Consider the following 17,734-nt stretch of genomic DNA (forward strand, 5'->3'; position numbering starts at 1 on the left):
TTGACCGGTTCTGCACTATGAAGTTTTCAAGGTTCTTGCTGTCTCATTCGAAACAGCTTATTCATTATAGCGCTTCAGTTGGCTCTTGTCAAGCACTTTTTTCAAACTTTTTTAAAAAGTTTTCAGTACTCACGAGCGCGTCCAATGCCATAAAAGCCTTGGAGCCTGCACGCTGCGCCTCCGAGAAGCGTTCGCTTTTCGGTGACGACAGGATAAAATTATACGCGCGTTACGGGCACTTGTCAACAACTTTTTAAAACTTTTTTACATAAATTCCATTTTTTGTTTATAATCCCCTATTTGGCGACGTATACGTTTTTTCTTTCCGAGATTTTCCTTCTAGGGAGGCGAATACCCGCCGCTACATACACCTCGTCATACAAAAACGCCCAGCACTTGCCGGACGTTTGTGCATTTCGTATTTGTTTTTGCAGGCTACTTTTTCTCCGGATCTTTGGAGCGACGGCGTTCTGCCAGGCGCATCATGGATTCTTCCTTCTCGATGGCTTTTTTCGCCTTTGTGATTCGTTCTCTGGCCTCCTTGGTCTCTCGAATGCCTTCCTTCGCTTTCTGCATCGCCCGCTTCTCATCGCGCTTTGCATCCGCCAGGCGTTCCTTGTTTCCCGTCAACATATCCGGCGTTCGATACTCGATGGAAAGGGCAATCCGGAAGCGGCACATGCCCAGCAGGAACAGAGCGGTGCCCACCAAAGTCAGGATTTTGAAATCCAGGAGCATCATGTTGTAGAACATGTATACGCCAAACAGGGTCATCACGATGCCCAGGGCCTCCGTAAAGCGATCCAGCGGCGATTGCGTCCGGAAGTTGAAGTTCACCGACGAAACTGCTTTTAGCCCCTCCAGGGTCATCCACAGGGCGAATACCGCCGTGATTGCCACATCCTCCGTCACCTGTCCGGACAGAAATACGCAGCCCAAAATCACGGAAGTAAATCCTTCCACGTTCACTTCTTTCTTCGATTCATAGGAACTCATATTGGTCACTCTGTTCACCACCAGCTCGCAGATGCCCATCAAGAGAATCGCCATGCCAACGATAAAGGCAACTCCCACAAACGGCACGCTGGCGTTTGCGATGCAGAATGTTCCGACGCCCACTACCAGCAGGCTTACAAGCATCATCAATGATCTCATGTTTTACTTCCTTCCAACTTTTAGTATTTGTAATATTACCATTTTCAACCGCCCATTTCAACCGGCTCCCGCCGCACTGCAGCATCCGCCGTGCAGCCAATGACTTTGCGCCGGCTTTGGTTTTTAGCGGATAAAATTAGTTGCGATGGGTTCTTCCGATTCCGGGAATTCGATGCCGACGGCTCTTCCCGCTTCAAAACACTTAATCATCCACGCCATGTTCCGGCCCAGGGTCCGCATGGTCTGCATTCCCTCCAGGTCGTGAAGCACTTCATCCGGATTGTTTCCGTGAACGCCGTTCCAATACTGGGAGGATACGACGGGCATTTGAGATATGGTAAAAAATTTATTCAAACGATCGAAGGTGGCCGTTGTGCCGGAACGCCGACAGGATGCGATGGCGGCCGCCGGTTTTCCTTTTAGGTAGGCGGAATCGCACGCGTAAAATACCCGTTCCAGAAGGGACACAATCGCGCCGGAAGGTCCGCCGTAATATACCGGAGAACCTACCACCAGACCGGAGCAGTCTCGCAGCTTCTCGATTACCGTATTCACCGGATCTCCGTCCATGATGCAGCGGCCGGTTCGGCTGCAATATCCGCACGCTTTGCAGCCCGGGATGTTGACTGCGCCCACATGAAGAATCTCCGTCTGCAGTCCCGAATCCTCAATGGCATCGGACACTTCCCGCAGTGCCGTGTGAGTGCATCCGAACTGATGCGGGCTTCCGTTCAGCAATAGTACTTTATCCATCTTTTTTCTCCTCTGCTGTCCCTCACGATATAAAAGGACAAAAAGCCGGATGCATTGCACCCGGCCTTCATTTTCTCTTCTGTTCCGATTAGTTGCCGGCAACCTGGGCAGCTACTTCTGCAGCGAAGTCATCTTCTTTCTTCTCGATTCCTTCACCAACTTCGTAACGGATCATGGAAACAACTTCCATATCCTTGCCGATTTCCTTAGCCGCATTAGCAACATACTGCTGTACGGAAACATCGCCATCCTTTACGAACGGCTGGTCCAGAAGGCATACTTCCTTCAGTTCCTTCTTGATCTTTCCGGCAACGATTCTCTCTACCATTTCTGGCTTCTTTCCTTCGTTCAGAACCTGCTCGGTCAGGATTTTCTTCTCGTTCTCCAGATATTCCGGATCAACGCCGTCTTCGTTGACGAACTTCGGATTCATGGAAGCAACCTGCATTGCAACGTCCTTACCTACAGCAGCGATTTCATCTGCAGCAGCATCGGTCTTGATACCAACGATTACGCCAATTCTTCCGCCGCCGTGGGTGTAACCAACGTATACCACGCCGTCTTCCTCAACCTTTGCTAATCTTCTGATGCTCAGGTTCTCACCGATCTTAGCAACCTTTGCAGTCAGAGTTTCCTGTACGGTTCCTTCACCGAAAGGCTCTGCCATGAACTGCTCCATCGGCATATTTCCCTTTGCCAGAACTTCCTTTGCCAGGTCCTCAACGAACTCGATGAACTCTTCGTTCTTTGCAACGAAGTCGGTCTCGGAGTTCACTTCAACGATGGAAGCAGTCTTGTTTCCTTCACCGAAAGCAACTCTTACCAGACCTTCTGCAGCGATTCTGCCGGCCTTCTTCTGAGCCTTCATGATTCCCTTTTCTCTCAGGTAATCGATTGCCTTTTCAATATCACCGTCTGTTTCAACCAGTGCCTTCTTGCAGTCCATCATTCCTGCGCCGGTACGCTCACGCAGTTCTTTTACGAGTGCAGCTGTTACAGCCATGTCTTTGTCCTCCTGTTATCAATATGCAATTTGAAAAATGCGGCTCCCCCGGATAACATCTGAAGAAGCCGCCACCTTTCGGTTAATTATTCTTCGTCTGCAGCTTCCTCAGCAGCTTCTTCTACATCTGCTGTCTCTTCTGCAGCGCCTTCGTCAAAGCTCTCGCCCTGCTTAGCTTCTACGATAGCATCTGCCATTACCGATGTGATCAGCTTAACCGCTCTGATCGCGTCATCGTTTGCCGGGATGATGTAGTCTACATCGTCCGGATCGCAGTTGGTGTCTACGATACCAACAACCGGAATTCCCAGAATGCGAGCTTCCTTAACGGCAATCTTTTCCTTCTTCGGGTCAACAACGAAGATTGCACCAGGCATTCCCTTCATGTCCTTGATTCCGCCCAGGAACTTCTCCAGCTTCTCAGCTTCGTTTCTGATTTTCAGGATTTCCTTCTTCGCATACTTGTTGATAGTGCCATCCTCTTCCATCTCTCTGATCTCGTTGAGACGTTCGATTCTCTTGCTGATGGTCTTGTAGTTGGTCAGCATTCCGCCCAGCCATCTCTCGTTAACGAAGTACATACCGCAACGATTTGCTTCGTCCTTGATTGCAGCCTGAGCCTGCTTCTTCGTGCCGACGAACAGTACCGGCTTACCGGTTGCGCCAACCTCTCTCATGAAATCATACGCATCGTCGATCATCTTGATGGTCTTCTGCAGGTCGATGATGTAAATTCCATTTCTCTCTGTGAAGATGTACGGAGCCATCTTAGGGTTCCATCTTCTGGTCTGGTGTCCGAAATGAACACCGGCTTCAAGTAACTGTTTCATAGAAACTACTGACATTATAATACCTCCGGTTTCGTTTCTTCCATCGTGCGCCTTTGCCTTCAACCTTCCTTCTTTTATAAAAGAAGGCACCGCGGCATCCTCACGATGTGCAAAATATAAAATATTGCGGCATAAAGCCTGCGTGTGGAAACACGCTCATATATTATATTGTAAAGAGTTCTTGATTGCAAGTTTTTTTTCAATTATAATAGTCATGTCTTTTTTTGAGGGAACCTCCCTCAATCACTACGTTTTTTATATTTAATTTAAGGAGCTGTTTTAATGGAAAAGTATTTCAAACTTAAGGAAAACGGCACGGATGTCCGCACCGAGGTCATCGCCGGCGTTACCACCTTCCTGTCGATGGTGTACATCCTGGCGGTTAACCCGAACATCCTGTCCGCAGCCGGAATGGATTCCGCGGCTGTATTCACCGCTACCGCTGTTTCCGCGTTCTTCGGCACACTGTTCATGGCATTCTTTGCCAACTACCCGGTTGCTCTGGCTTCCGGAATGGGTCTGAACGCATACTTTGCATTCTCCGTGTGCATCCCGATGGCAAAGGCGGGAATCAACGACCCATGGAAAATCGCACTTACCGCAGTACTGGTAGAAGGTATCATCTTCGTCCTGCTGTCCCTCACCAATTTCCGGGAAAAGCTGGTTAACGATGTACCGTCCAACCTGAAGTACGGTATCACCGCCGGAATCGGTCTCTTCATTACCATCGTAGGTCTCAAGGGTGCCGGCGTCGTAATCGGAAGCGAATCCACCCTGGTAGATCTGGGTTCCGTATCCACCCCGCAGTTCGTTCTGGCAATGATTGGCTTCGTCATCATCTGCGTACTGGTTCACTACAACGTTCCGGGTGCCGTGCTCTGGGGCATCCTTCTCACTTGGATTATGGGCATCATCGCTCAGCTCACCGGCTGGTATCACGTTGACCCGGCGAAAGAGGTATACTCTCTGATTCCGAGCCTCTCCGGCGCATCCTTCATCCCGAAGGCACCGACCATGTTCGCCTTTGATTTCGCATGGGTGGGCAAGAACATCGTGGAGTTCGCGGTAATCGTCTTCTCCTTCCTATTCGTTGACCTGTTCGATACCGTTGGAACCCTGATCGGCGTAGCTTCCAAGGGCGGCCTGCTGGACGAGAACGGAAACCTGCCTCGCGCGAAAGGTGCTCTGCTCTCCGATGCATTCGGTACCATCCTGGGTGCTTGCTTCGGAACTTCTACCGTAACCAGTTACGTAGAGTCCACCGCAGGTGTTGCTGCCGGCGGAAGAACCGGTCTCACCGCAGTGGTTACCGGCGTGCTGTTCCTGATTTCCCTGTTCTTCTCGCCAATCTTCCTGGCGATTCCGGGATTCGCTACCACTCCGGCGCTGGTATACGTTGGTCTTCTGATGCTGACTTCGGTTAAAAACATGGACTTCGACTCCGACATTGCCGACACGGCCGGCGGTTTCATGGCCATCATCATGATGCCGTTCACTTATTCCATCGCAAACGGAATCATGTTCGGAATGATCACTTGGGTTCTCCTCAAGGTCATCACCAAGAAGGCAAAGGACATTGCTCCGGTTATGTGGGTTGCATTCTTCCTGTTTGCACTGCGTCTGGGAACGCTGGCATACGGAATCGGCTTCCATTAAGAACCGCCCGGGTTTCCGGGATGGTTAAGCTAGATAGTGAAAATCCTGCCACTTCGGATGAAGCGGCAGGATTTTTCGTTTGTAAAGATATTTGAGATTGTGAGTAAAATCAAGCATACGCTGCTTCACTTTACATCCTATTCCTCTGCCAGCCAGATGGCGGCTTTTACCGCTTTGTGCCAACCCTTTAGGAGAGCCGCCCGCTTCGCCTCGTCCATCTCCGGGCGGAATACGCGTTCCACCTCCTTGTTCTCGATGATGTCGTCGGTGGAATCGTAGTAACCCACCGCCAGTCCCGCCAGGTACGCCGCACCCAGGGACGTGGACTCGATGGATTTGCACCGAACGATTTCCGTGTCCGATACGTCCGCCTGGAACTGCATCAGGAAATTGTTCCGACAGGCACCGCCGTCGACTTTAAGGACCACGATGCGCTGCCCCAGATCCTCTGCCATGGCAGACAGCAAATCCTCGTTCTGATATGCCAGGGATTCCAGCGTCGCGCGGACAATCTGGTTCCGATCCGTGCCCCGGGTGATCCCGAAAATCGCCCCCCGAGCATCCGGCTCCCAGTACGGAGCACCGATTCCCGTAAAGGCCGGCACCATGTACACGCCTTCGCCGGTGCCGGCTTTCAAAGCCATTCGCTCCGACTCCGGCGATTCCGACATGAACTTCATCTCATCCCGCAGCCACTGAATGGCGGCGCCGCACACGAAAGCGGAACCTTCCAAAGCGTAGCTTACTTTGCCGTCCAGCCCCCAAGCGATGGTGGTAAGCAGTCCGGAATCGCTGAACACCGGACGGTCGCCGGTATTTAGAAGAAGGAAGCTGCCGGTACCGTAGGTGCACTTCGCCTCGCCCACTTCAAAACAGGTCTCCCCGAACAGGGCCGCCTGCTGGTCTCCCGCAGAACCGGTGATGGGAATCGGACCGCCGAAAAGTTCCGAAATGGTCTCCCCGTAATGGCCGGAGCATTCCACCGGTTTCGGCAGCATACACTTCGGAATGTCCAGCAGCGCCAGGATTTCATCGTCCCAATCCAGCGTATGAATATTGAACAGCATGGTGCGGGCCGCGTTGGAATAGTCCGTCACATGCACCTCGCCGCCGGTCATTTTCCAGATCAGCCAACTCTCGATGGTTCCGAAGAGCAGTTCTCCCCGCTCCGCCCGCTCCCGAGCGCCATCCACGTGGTCCAGAATCCACTTAATCTTCGTCCCGCTGAAATAGGCATCAATGATCAGGCCGGTTTTGCGGCGAATCATCTCCTCGTATCCCTCTTTCTTCAGCGCCTCCGCATAATCCGAGGTTCGCCGGCACTGCCACACGATGGCGTTGTAAATCGGCTTCCCGGTGACCTTGTCCCACACCACCGTGGTCTCCCGCTGGTTGGTAATTCCCAAAGCCACAATATCCCGATAATTCAGATTGTGTTTCAGCATCGCCTCCTGGGCTACCGAAATCTGCGTTGCCCAGATCTCCGTGGCATCGTGCTCCACCCAGCCCTCTTTCGGAAAATACTGGGGAAACTCCCGCTGCGCCGAACTGATGGTGTTGCCCTGCTTATCGTAAATCACGCAACGGGCACTGGTCGTCCCCTCGTCCATCGCCATGATGTATTTCTTCATCTTTCACCTCACACTTTCCCGGAACCCGACGTCACACGAACAGCGCCATGATTCCGTTGCTGATATCGATTCCCCGCTCCGTCAGTCTCAATCCCTCGTCGGTCATCTCCAGAAACCCGCCGGCCTCGTACTCCCTCGCTTCCGGCAGCGCCTCTCGAAAATATTCCCAGAAAGCCTCCTCGCTTCCCAGAATGTCCCGGTATCGAACGCCCTCTTCTCGCCGCAATCCGGTAAAAACAGCCTCCGACATATCGTCCCCTTCCGAGTTTTCGTGCACTTCCATAAAAGCAAGTTCGCCCCGGTCCAGCATTTCCGAGTAGGCCTTCAAATCCGTCTCGTTCACCATCCGCCGGTGTCCCGTATAAGAAGAAGCCCCCAGTCCCAGACCCACGTACTCCGCCATGTTCCAGTACTTGGAGTTGTGCCGAGACTCATAGCCCGGCCGAGCGAAATTGGAAATCTCGTAATGTCTGTAACCCTTCTCCCGAAGAACCTGAATCCCCCGGTGATACATCTTCCGATCCGTTTCGTCCGGCACTTCCCGAAGTTTTCCCGCTTCGAAATCTCGGAAAAAGGATGTTCCCTCCTCCAACTGCAGGCTGTAGAAGGAAATGTGTTCCGGTTCCAGAGCGGCGATGGCTTCCAGATCCTCCATGGCATCGGAGACATCGGTTCCCGGTATGGCAAAAATAAGATCCAAGTTGATGTTATGAAATCCGGCTTCCCGGGCCATTTTCACATCCCGGCGAACCTCTTCCGCCGTATGAATCCGCCCCAAATACCGGAGCCGCCGGTCATCCATGCTCTGAACGCCCATGGACAGCCGATTGATGCCGACGTTCCCATATCCTGCCAGACTTTCTTCCGTTAAGGTTCCCGGGTTGGCTTCCAGGGTCACTTCCGCACCTTCCGTAATCCGAAAGGCTTTTCGAACTTCTTCCAGAATATGTCCGATCTGTTCCGGCGTCAGGAGGGACGGCGTCCCTCCGCCAAAATAGATGGTATCCGCCTCCGGAACCTCTCGGCTCCGAAGACGGATTTCTTCTATCAGATGATTCACATACTCCTGCCGAACCTCAGGCCCTGCCGGGCCGGACAGGAATGCACAGTAGTTGCATTTTTTTACGCAGAAGGGAATGTGGATGTAAATTCCCGCCTTATTCGGTGTCGTCAAACTTGAGCACCTCCGTAAACGCTTCCTGCGGCACTTCCACGGTACCGAACTGGCGCATCCGCTTCTTTCCTTCTTTCTGCTTCTCCAGCAGCTTCTTCTTCCGGGAGATATCGCCGCCGTAGCACTTGGCGATAACGTCCTTCCGGTAGGCGCGTACCGTCTCTCGGGCGATGATTTTGCGGCCCACGGCAGCCTGAATCGGCACCTCGAACTGGTGCATCGGAATGATTTTCTTCAGTTTTGCGCAGATGTTCCGGCCTTTAGCGTAAGCTTCCTCTTCCGGCACGATGGAGCTGAAGGCATCGATGACTTCCTTGTTCAGAAGGATGTCCAGCTTCACCAGCTTCGCCGGGCGGTATTCCTGGAATTCGTAATCCAAGGAGGCGTAGCCCCGGGTACGGGATTTCAGTGCGTCAAAGAAATCGTAGATGACTTCGTTCAGCGGAATATCGTAGGTAAGGAGCACGCGAGTCTCCGTCAGGTATTCCATGTGGGTCATGTTGCCCCGGCGGCTCTGGCACAGGGTCATGATGCTGCCCACGTAATCCTTCGGCGTCATGATTTCTGCTTTTACGATTGGCTCCTCGATGCGGCTGATCTCCGCCGGATCCGGCAGGTTGGTCGGATTCTGAATCATCCGTTCCGTGCCGTCGGCCATGATGACCTTGTAGATTACGCTAGGCAAGGTGGTGATGACGTCCAGGCCGAATTCCCGTTCCAGCCGCTCCACGATGACATCCATATGCAGGAGGCCCAGGAAACCGCAGCGGTAGCCGAAGCCCAGGGCGGCGGAGTTCTCCGGTTCAAACTGGAACGCCGCATCGTTTACCTGAAGTTTCTCCAGAGCATCTTTGATATTCTCGTATTTCTCGCCTTCTGCCGGGTACACGCCGCAGTACACCATGGACTGGGCTTTCTTGTATCCCTTCAGCGGCTTGTCCGTCGGCTTGTCGGTGTGGGTGATGGTATCGCCCACCCGGGCGTCCGCCACCCGCTTGATGCTGGCGCACACGTATCCTACTTCACCGGCCTTCAGCTCTTTGGACGGAACCATCCCCGGAATGCAATAGCCTACTTCCGTTACCTCGTAGCTCTTGCCGGTATTCATGAGCTGAATGAAATCTCCTTTTTTTACCGAGCCGTCGAAAATGCGGGTGTAGATAACCACGCCCTTGTAGCTGTCGTAATAGGAGTCGAAGATGAGGCCCTTCAAGCGGCCGTTCGGATCTCCCTGTGGCGGCGGAATTACCTGAACCAGCTTCTCCAGCATGTCGTCGATTCCCATGCCGGTCTTTGCCGAAATCAGCGGCGCATCCTCCGCATCGATTCCGATGATATCTTCGATTTCTTCCTTGGCTTCATCCGGGCGGGCGCTGTCCAGATCCATTTTGTTCAGCACCGGCAGAATCTCCAGGTCCTCGTCCAGGGCCAGGTAGACATTTCCCAAAGTCTGCGCTTCCACGCCCTGGGTGGCATCCACCACCAGCACGGCGCCGTCGCAGGCAGCCAAAGAGCGGGACACCTCGTAGTTGAAGTCCACGTGTCCCGGTGTGTCGATCAGGTTCAGGATGTACTCTTCTCCATCCCCGGCCTTGTAGTGGAGGCGGGTGGTCTGCAGTTTGATGGTGATTCCCCGCTCCCGTTCAATATCCATATTGTCCAGATACTGTTCCTTCATATCCCGGGACTGCACCAGTCCCGTCTTCTCAATCAGCCGGTCCGCCAAAGTGGACTTGCCGTGGTCAATATGAGCAATAATACTGAAATTTCTTATATTCTTCAGATAATCCATTTTTCCTCCGATAACGTCTATATTTATTCATATTATATTATACGCAATTTGCCCTTAAAATGATACAAAAAAAATATTTCCCCGGATTGCAAAAAATCCTTGAAACTTCGCCATTCCTAATATATAATGAGCGTTGCGAATTAATACTATTTTAGAGAAAAGTGGGGTAAACAAAATGGCAAACATTAAATCCGCAAAGAAAAGAATTAGAGTTATCGACAAGAAGACTGCTCGCAACGCTCGTATCAAGGGTCACATGAAGCAGGCTGAAAAGAACTACCTGAAGGCTCTCGCTGCAGGTAACGTTGATGACGCAACCAAGGCATTTGTTGTTCTGGAGAAAGAGCTGATGCAGGCTGCTTCCAAGAACACAATCCACAAGAAGACCGCTTCCAGAAAAGTCAGCAGAATGGCTGCAAGACTGAACGCTCTGAAAGCACAGAACTAATTCTCACCCGTCCCCACATTGCGTACCAGTTAAGTGCGCCGGAACGATGGACTTGTCTCACCATCGTTCCATTTTTTATTGCCTTTTTTTGGCAGGGCCGGGCGGCGGGCCCGCGGTGTGGTGGGCGCGCGGAGTGCCGCCCGGCTCGCGCCCGCCGCGGACTTGGTGCACAGATCCCCGCAAGCCCTTGTTCTTCCGTCCCCTTTGCACCAAGTCTTCGGACATTTTCGGCCCGCACCCGCCGCGGACTTGGTGCACGAATCCCCGCAAGCCCTTGTTCTTCCGTCCCCTTTGCACCAAGTTTCCGGACATTTTCAGCGTGCGGCCGCCACGGACTTGGTGCACAGATCCCCGCAAGCCCTTGTTCTTCCGTCCCCTTTGCACCAAGTCTCCGGACATTTTCGGCCCGCGGCCGCCACGGACTTGGTGCACGAATCCCCGCAAAGCCTTATTCTTCCGTCCCTTTGCACCAAGTCTCCGGACATTTTCGGTCCGCGGCCGCCGCGGACTTGGTGCACGAATCCCCGCAAACCCTTGTTCTTCCGTCTCCTTTGCACCAAGCCTCCGGACATTTTCGGCCCGCGGCCACCGTCACCTTTTCTAATTCTAAGGTTGACAAGCGCGCAATTATGTTGTATCATTCCATCTGTCAACTTTTACAGTAAGTAGGTTGACAGCACTCGAAACAAGTTGACACAATTTACATGGGATACAATGAAAAAAGGAGATTATTATGTATAACACCATTACCCGCACACAGGTGCTGACCCGGTCCGCACTGTTCATCGCCGTCACTGCCGTATGTTCCTGGATTTCCATTCCGATTCCGGGCACATCCGTTCCGATTAACCTGGCCACCTTCGCCGTAATTCTGGCCGGCCTCATGCTGGGTTCCCGGGACGGCGCCATCGCCATGCTGGTATTCCTATCACTGGGCGCCATCGGCGTTCCTGTATTCCACAGCTTCACCGGCGGTATGGGAATCGTTTTCGGCCCGACCGGCGGCTTCCTGATCGGCTACATCGCTCTGGCCTTCTTCGCCGGACTCGCCACAAAAGAATCGGAACATCCGGTTCGGAACTACATCCTGTTCACCGTAATCGGCGAAGTCGTTCTTTACGCCCTGGGAAGTGCATGGTTTATTTTCCAGGCCGGAAGCAACATCCAGACCGCGCTGATGGCATGCGTTGTTCCGTTCCTTCCGGGCGATGCGATGAAAATGGTCCTGGCATATCTGGTAGCCGGCCGCCTCAAAAAGGTCATCGCTTAATACCCCATAAAAAAAACATTCGCCCCGGCCACAGTTTTCCGGGGCACCCAAAATTGAATGTTGCGCATAAGCCGTCGCCGCTTCCCCCACTCACTAACAGAAGGCGGCGGCTTTTTTCTCGCCGGCGCGGTTTGCGCTCGGTTTCCCGCAATCCCTTTATTCTTCGTTTTGATGCGCAAACCCGAAGCCGGGATTTTCCTTTTTTCCCGCTGCAGCGCCGTCGCGGTTTGCGCTTGGCTCCCCGCAAACCCTTTGTTCTCCGTTTTGATGCGCAAACCCGAAGCCGAAATTTTTCTTTTCCCTCGCTGCAGCGCCGGCGCAGTTTGCGCTCGGCTCCCCGCAAACCCTTTGTTCTCCGTTTTGATGCGCAAACCCGGTGCCCGGCGCCGGACGCCGCACTCCATAAAAAACTCCTGCAGAAATCTGCAGGAGTTTTTGCATCTAATTTGATGATGTAATCTTATTTGTAAGATTCGATCATTGCCTTGAATGCCGGCAGGGATCTCTTGATCATGTCGTTGGATACGCAGTAGGACAGTCTGAAGTATCCCGGGCACTCGAATCCGTCTCCAGGAACAACCAGCAGGTTGTGCTCCAGCTTTGCCTTCTCGGAGAATGCAACTGCATCGCCGTTCGGTGCTTTTACGAACATGTAGAATGCGCCGTCCGGTTTTGCCATTTCATATCCCATCTCGGAGAGGGAGTTGAACAGCAGCTGTCTGTTCTCGTCATATGCTTCCAGGTTCGGCATCTCGCCAACGCAGCGTCCGATAACCTTCTGAATCAGGGTTGGAGGGCAAACGGAACCGATCTCACGAGCGGCACCAACGATGGAGTTGAATACCTCGTCCCACATCTCACACTTCTCGCCAACGAAAACGTATCCGATACGCTCGCCCGGCAGGGACAGAGACTTGGACCAAGAGTAGCATACGATGGTGTTGTCATAGATTGTTGGGATGAACGGAACCTTTACATCTCCGTATACCAGTTCACGGTACGGTTCATCTGCGATGATGTAAATCGGGTGTCCGAATTCCTTACCCTTCTCGGTCAGCAGAGCTGCCATCTTTGTCAGGGTCTCTTCAGTATATACAACGCCGGATGGGTTATTCGGGGAGTTCACGATAACCGCCTTGGTGTTCTTTGTGATTATCTTCTCCAGCTCTGCAAAGTTAATCTGGAAATGCTCGGTGTCTGCCGGAACAACCTTCAGCTGTGCGCCGTCGCAAGTGAAGAATACGTGATATTCCGGGAAGAACGGAGCAATTGCGATGAACTCATCGTCTGTGGAAGTGGTCAGAGCCTTTGCTACGGAAACCAGTGCCGGAGCGCATCCACAAGTCATGAACAGCTCGGAAGCCTTTGCATTTACATCGAATCTCTCGTTCAGGTTGTCTGCGATAGCCTGTCTTACATCTTCGTGACCTGCAGCAACGGAGTATCCGTGCAGCTTGATGGAGTCATAGTTCTGTGCCAGGTCAGCGATGGCCTCGTTAACCTTTGCCGGAGCAGGAATGCTCGGGTTGCCCAGGGAGTAGTCGAATACATTCTCCGGTCCTACGATCTTTGCCTGCTCCAGACCATAAGCGAAGAGCGCTCTGATTCCGGAAGGTGCTGTTCCCAGTCCATAATACTTTTGATTAACCATTTTGATCTTCTCCTTTCAACAAGAAAAAACTTAGTCCCATGTTGTAACCCGATTATAACATATAGTTTCACTATTAACAAATGTTTCACATTCAAAAAACTTCAGTGTGTTATAATATAAATGCTCTGTTTTCTTGCAGAGTGAAAGGATATCTATCTATGACAGCAAAGAAAAAAAATACACAAAAACACATGAAGCGGAAGTCCCCTCGGAAGAAAACCCGCCGCCGAACTTCCCGCAAAAATAACCGGAAATTTCAAAAGTGGCAGCTCGCCCTCATCGCCATCGGGGTTCTTCTGATTGCCGGGGTGACCGGGCTGCACCTCTACTCTCACCCGACCCAAATCGGTTCGGGGAAATACACCCACGCGGCAAAATTCGACAACGCTCTGGTTATCGACGGCATCGACGTGTCCTACGCTCAGGGCGACGGCGCATCCCATAATTGGAATCAAGTAAAAAGAAGCGGCGTGGATTTCGTATTTATCCGTGCAGGCTACCGGGATTCCTCCAAAGGAAAGCTCCATGCCGATTCGGAATTCAAAGAAAACATTCAGGGCGCCCGGAAAGCCGGACTCATGGTGGGCATTTATTTTTACTCGCAAGCTACCACGAAGAAAGAAGCCCGGGAGGAGGCCCGGAAACTGGTGAACGCGGCGGACGGGTATCAGATCGATTTGCCTCTGGTGATGGACTACGAGCTGTACCCGAAGGGGCGGCTGGAGAAATTTATGAACGGCAAGAAATATAAGGCGGCAAAGGGAACCGAGATTGCGGAAGCTTTCTGCGAGGTCGTTCGAGAGGCCGGATACGAGCCTTCCGTATACTCCAACTACAACCTGCTGATGCACAAGGTGAACCCGAAGAAAGTCGCCGGCTTCGCCCGGGTATGGCTGGCTCACTACAATTCCTCCACGGATTATCCCCACAATTATACATTCTGGCAGGCGTCCTTTGAGGAGAAGGTGCACGGAATTTCCGGCACCGTGGACCGGAACTTCTGGTATTTTGGGCCGAATGGGGAAGCCACGCGGGGTCGACGAGCGGCCGGCGCGCGCTCCATCCGGGACTGCACGGTGCAACTGGAAAAACACAGCTTCTATTACATCGGAAAGCCGATTCAGCCGAAGCTGATTGTGAAGGACGGAAACACACCCCTTCGTGAAGGAACGGATTATCAGGTGGGTTACGTAAAGAACGCGTCGGCGGGAACCGGCTATGCCATCGTGACGGGAATCGGCAAATACAAAGACCGCATTTCCACCGGTTTCCGAATTAAGACGCTTCTGTAAGACGGAAAGGAGGATGAATGAAACTGATTTCTTGGAATGTGAACGGCTTTCGGGCTTGCCTGAGCAAGGGCTTCTCGGAGTTTTTCCGGGAGGCGGACGGGGATTTCGTCTGCCTGCAGGAAACCAAAATGCAGCCGGGACAGGCGGACTTCCACCCGGAAGATTATTACGAATATTACAACAGCGCGGAAAAGAAGGGCTACTCCGGCACCGCTATTTTTGCCCGTAAGGCCCTGGGGGAACCCCTCTCCGTGCACTACGGCATGAAAGGCAAGCACGACGACGAAGGGCGCCTCATCACCCTGGAATACCCGGACTTCTACCTGGTGTGCTGCTACGTGCCCAACGCTCAGAGTGAGCTGAAGCGCATCGACTACCGCATGGAGTTCGAAGACGACCTTCGAAATTACCTTTTGGAACTGAATCGGACGCACCCGGTCATCTACTGCGGGGATCTGAACGTGGCTCACGAGGAGATTGACCTGAAGAATCCGAAATCCAACCGGGGCAACGCGGGCTTCTCGGATCAGGAACGGGGTAAAATGACGGAGCTTCTGAATGCCGGGTTCACCGACACCTTCCGGTATTTCTATCCCGACCGTACCGGAATTTACTCCTGGTGGTCCTACCGGTTCAACGCCCGGAAGAACAACGCCGGATGGCGGATTGATTATTTTATCGTTTCCAATTCCCTGCAGGACCGGATTCGGGACTCGAAGATTTTGACGGATATCACCGGCAGCGATCACTGCCCGGTGGAATTGGATATTGAATTCTAGAAAAGAAAGGAACCCTGAAGATGAAAAAGAAATTATTGATCATGCTGCTCCTGGCAGCACTGACCCTGTCTGCGACCGCCTGCGGAAGCTCCAAAGAAGAAGAGGATCCCGGTGCCCAGAAGCAAGCGGTGACCGATTTGGATAACGATATGCTGGAGTCCTATCTGAACCAGTACAATATGGATGCGGAGAACCCGATTCAGTCCGACGACCTGACGCAGGAGGACGGTTCCGCCAGCTGCAAGGTAACGGATCTCACCGTCACTTTCACCACCAAGGACGATGACCTGCAGGTGGCGGTTCAGGCGAAGGATCTGGAAGATGAAAACCTGGATGTGGTGGTTCGGGATTTGATTATCGCCATGGATCCGGAGCTCACCTACGAAGAGGTGAAGGATATGTTCTCTTCCTTCCGGGAGGATGGCCGCACCTCCTACGATATGGGCGAGGTGAAATGCAAGTTGAAGAAAAATTCCGACGGATATCGGTTCATTATCGAAAACGACTAAGTAAAAAAAAGGCTTGCTCCGACGTCTTGGAGCAAGCCTTTTTGAATGCAGTCATTTAAGTTCTAGTTCTTTTTTCTGTACCGAACGATGCCGAACAGGCCGGCGATTGCCAGAAGGGCTACCCCGCCGTACAGCACCGGATTGAAATCGTCTCCGGTTGCAATGGTGGTTTTCTTTGCCGCCGTTGTTTTCTTCGATTCCTTGCTGCCGTTGTTTTCGGTGTCGGTCGGATTCGATGGGTTTTCCGGATTGTTTTGATCCGCGGAATCGCCCGGTTTCTCCGTAGTACCCGGGTCGCTCGAATCGCCCGGATTGCTCGAATCGCCTGGGTCGGTCGGACCGGCCGGATCCGTTGGAGGCACCTTTTCCTCTTCTTTTACCGAATAGGACAGGGTTGCCTGCAGCGATGCGGTTTCTACCATCGCACCGATCATTCGCTGGAACTTCTTTCCGTTCACCGTCACTTCCTGCGCCGGACGATACTGCTTCATCTCCTGCAGCCACTGAACCTTTGCGGATGCGGTAATCGAAGCATTTTCGGAAGGCTTCTCATCGGAAACCAGTCGGAATTCCTCGCCGTTCCGAATCGTCGTCTCCGTATCTTTGTAATTCTTCTCCAGTGTCATTCCCGTTGGAATCTGAAGGGAATACTCCCCGTCATAGTCTTCCGCTTCGGTAAGCTTTATCCAACCGGTCTCCCACTTTCCGGAGGTTTCGTCTTTCCGGAATGTCGTATCTCCCTCAAAGGAAATGTTGGAAGACTTCGGTTCCGCCTTCAGCACTTTGTCGGTCTTCGCGTGCTCGTACAGCACATTTCCCAGTGCATTTGTGGTGGAATCCGTTAGGTCATTGCCTTCAATGCCATAGTCGTGCAGCGTCAGCCACACCGCATACTGCGTTCCTTCCACCGCCTGCTCTTCTGTAACGAAATCCGTGCCGCCGATTATTTTGGAATAATACTCCGTCGCCGTGAATCCATAATCCGAACAGGACACCACGGAATTGGCGGCCTTGAAGAATGGCTTCTGTTGGATGGCCTTTCCGGTTTCCTTTTCCGGCTCAGTTCCGCCGATGACCATTTTGATTACTTCCTGGTTAAACTTCACCAGCGCTTTGTAATTCGCTCCATTCTTGTCTTTCAGCGAGGCCAGTGTGAAAGTGTGCCCCTTCAGTTCCGGGAATGCCTTTAGTACATCCGCAGAAGGCACCAGCATCGCATCGAACTGCGCGTCCGTCGGAATGTAGTCCTTAGAATCGGCCACGATTTCGTACATGGATTCCCCGTTATACGGATATCCGGCGTAAAGGACGCTTTCCAAGCGATCCATACACTCCTCGTATTTCTCCTCACTGTCGAAATCCGATGCTTTCAAATAACCATTCAGATATTTCGGTACCGAAACATCTCCCAGGCTGTCAGTGTCGTGCGGCCAGAGCATCTGGTTGTTCATGCAGTATACCACCATCTTTCGATTGCCATCTGCCGAATTTGCCACGGAGTGAATCCCATTCTCGAAAGAAATGGTCACCGATTCCTCAGAATCCGATCCGCTTTCCGCACCAAAGACGGCCGTGCTATTCCCCAATGCAACGGCCGGTACTGTCAATCCAATCGTCAGGATGAACGACAGCAGACTTTTTAAATACTTCTTATTCATTTTTTTGCTCTTCACGAATTTTTGTGGGATAGTTATTTGAAACTATCCCTCATTTTTAATTGGAATGCCCCGAGCGACCCGCGCTGCGAGGACTTTTTTGCAGGTATTGTCCTCGCAGCTATAGAGCGTGCGT

General features: G+C 52.5%; 16 protein-coding genes. 6 read left to right on the top strand and 10 right to left on the bottom strand.

Annotated features, from left to right (window positions below; translation table 11 throughout):
• Window positions 1-435 precede the first annotated feature (435 nt).
• From FYJ65_RS08885 to rpsB, 4 genes are all read right to left on the bottom strand, one after another.
• A complete protein-coding gene (locus FYJ65_RS08885; RefSeq protein WP_154554971.1) occupies window positions 436-1,155 on the bottom strand; it encodes a hypothetical protein in 720 nt (239 codons plus the stop codon).
• Between the two features lie 123 nt (window positions 1,156-1,278).
• Window positions 1,279-1,908 carry a flavodoxin family protein gene (locus FYJ65_RS08890; protein ID WP_154554972.1) on the bottom strand — a complete coding sequence of 210 codons (630 nt, stop codon included), beginning with the start codon at window positions 1,906-1,908 and terminating at the stop codon, window positions 1,279-1,281.
• 88 nt (window positions 1,909-1,996) lie between these two features.
• On the bottom strand, window positions 1,997-2,911 hold the full coding sequence (tsf, locus tag FYJ65_RS08895; RefSeq protein WP_154554973.1) for a translation elongation factor Ts: 915 nt from the start codon (window positions 2,909-2,911) through the stop codon (window positions 1,997-1,999).
• A gap of 86 nt (window positions 2,912-2,997) precedes the next feature.
• A complete protein-coding gene (rpsB, locus tag FYJ65_RS08900; protein ID WP_154554974.1) occupies window positions 2,998-3,756 on the bottom strand; it encodes a 30S ribosomal protein S2 in 759 nt (252 codons plus the stop codon).
• A 267-nt stretch (window positions 3,757-4,023) separates the two neighbouring features.
• Between rpsB and FYJ65_RS08905 the strand changes: the two genes are divergently transcribed.
• Complete coding sequence (locus FYJ65_RS08905; RefSeq protein WP_154554975.1) at window positions 4,024-5,397, top strand: NCS2 family permease; 1,374 nt, start codon at window positions 4,024-4,026, stop codon at window positions 5,395-5,397.
• Between the two features lie 137 nt (window positions 5,398-5,534).
• On the opposite strand, the gene glpK is transcribed toward FYJ65_RS08905, so the two are convergent.
• The 3 genes from glpK to lepA are packed head-to-tail and all read right to left on the bottom strand — an operon-like array spanning window position 5,535 to window position 9,994.
• Window positions 5,535-7,028 carry a glycerol kinase GlpK gene (glpK, locus tag FYJ65_RS08910; RefSeq protein WP_154554976.1) on the bottom strand — a complete coding sequence of 498 codons (1,494 nt, stop codon included), beginning with the start codon at window positions 7,026-7,028 and terminating at the stop codon, window positions 5,535-5,537.
• Window positions 7,029-7,059: 31 nt separating this feature from the next.
• Window positions 7,060-8,202, bottom strand: a complete 1,143-nt coding sequence (gene hemW / locus FYJ65_RS08915) for a radical SAM family heme chaperone HemW (protein ID WP_154554977.1) — start codon at window positions 8,200-8,202, stop codon at window positions 7,060-7,062.
• A complete protein-coding gene (lepA, locus tag FYJ65_RS08920; RefSeq protein ID WP_154554978.1) occupies window positions 8,186-9,994 on the bottom strand; it encodes a translation elongation factor 4 in 1,809 nt (602 codons plus the stop codon). The genes hemW and lepA overlap by 17 nt, the downstream gene beginning before the upstream one ends.
• Before the next feature lie 175 nt (window positions 9,995-10,169).
• Here lepA and rpsT point away from each other — a divergent pair, with 175 nt between their 5' ends.
• Window positions 10,170-10,442: a 30S ribosomal protein S20 gene (gene rpsT, locus FYJ65_RS08925; protein WP_154554979.1), complete on the top strand. Its 273-nt coding sequence runs from the start codon at window positions 10,170-10,172 to the stop codon at window positions 10,440-10,442.
• Window positions 10,443-11,175: 733 nt separating this feature from the next.
• Window positions 11,176-11,712, top strand: a complete 537-nt coding sequence (locus FYJ65_RS08930; RefSeq protein ID WP_154554980.1) for a biotin transporter BioY — start codon at window positions 11,176-11,178, stop codon at window positions 11,710-11,712.
• Here the strand turns inward: FYJ65_RS08930 and FYJ65_RS08935 are convergent.
• Both FYJ65_RS08935 and FYJ65_RS08940 read right to left on the bottom strand, forming a co-directional pair.
• Complete coding sequence (locus FYJ65_RS08935; RefSeq protein ID WP_154554981.1) at window positions 11,709-12,116, bottom strand: hypothetical protein; 408 nt, start codon at window positions 12,114-12,116, stop codon at window positions 11,709-11,711. The genes FYJ65_RS08930 and FYJ65_RS08935 overlap by 4 nt on opposite strands.
• 56 nt (window positions 12,117-12,172) lie before the next feature.
• Complete coding sequence (locus tag FYJ65_RS08940) at window positions 12,173-13,363, bottom strand: pyridoxal phosphate-dependent aminotransferase (protein ID WP_154554982.1); 1,191 nt, start codon at window positions 13,361-13,363, stop codon at window positions 12,173-12,175.
• A 158-nt stretch (window positions 13,364-13,521) separates the two neighbouring features.
• Here FYJ65_RS08940 and FYJ65_RS08945 point away from each other — a divergent pair, with 158 nt between their 5' ends.
• From FYJ65_RS08945 to FYJ65_RS08955, 3 genes are read left to right on the top strand one after another with little or no spacing between them, the layout of a single operon-like run.
• On the top strand, window positions 13,522-14,655 hold the full coding sequence (locus FYJ65_RS08945; protein WP_206157388.1) for a glycoside hydrolase family 25 protein: 1,134 nt from the start codon (window positions 13,522-13,524) through the stop codon (window positions 14,653-14,655).
• Window positions 14,656-14,672: 17 nt separating this feature from the next.
• A complete protein-coding gene (locus FYJ65_RS08950) occupies window positions 14,673-15,434 on the top strand; it encodes an exodeoxyribonuclease III (RefSeq protein ID WP_154554984.1) in 762 nt (253 codons plus the stop codon).
• 20 nt (window positions 15,435-15,454) lie between these two features.
• Entirely contained in the window at window positions 15,455-15,943 is a 489-nt protein-coding gene (locus FYJ65_RS08955) for a hypothetical protein (RefSeq protein ID WP_154554985.1), read from the top strand.
• 62 nt (window positions 15,944-16,005) lie between these two features.
• On the opposite strand, the gene FYJ65_RS08960 is transcribed toward FYJ65_RS08955, so the two are convergent.
• A complete protein-coding gene (locus FYJ65_RS08960; RefSeq protein WP_154554986.1) occupies window positions 16,006-17,601 on the bottom strand; it encodes a hypothetical protein in 1,596 nt (531 codons plus the stop codon).
• Between the last annotated feature and the right edge of the window lie 133 nt (window positions 17,602-17,734).

The organism is Mogibacterium kristiansenii (assembly GCF_009695905.1).
Lineage (GTDB): Bacteria > Bacillota > Clostridia > Peptostreptococcales > Anaerovoracaceae > Mogibacterium_A > Mogibacterium_A kristiansenii.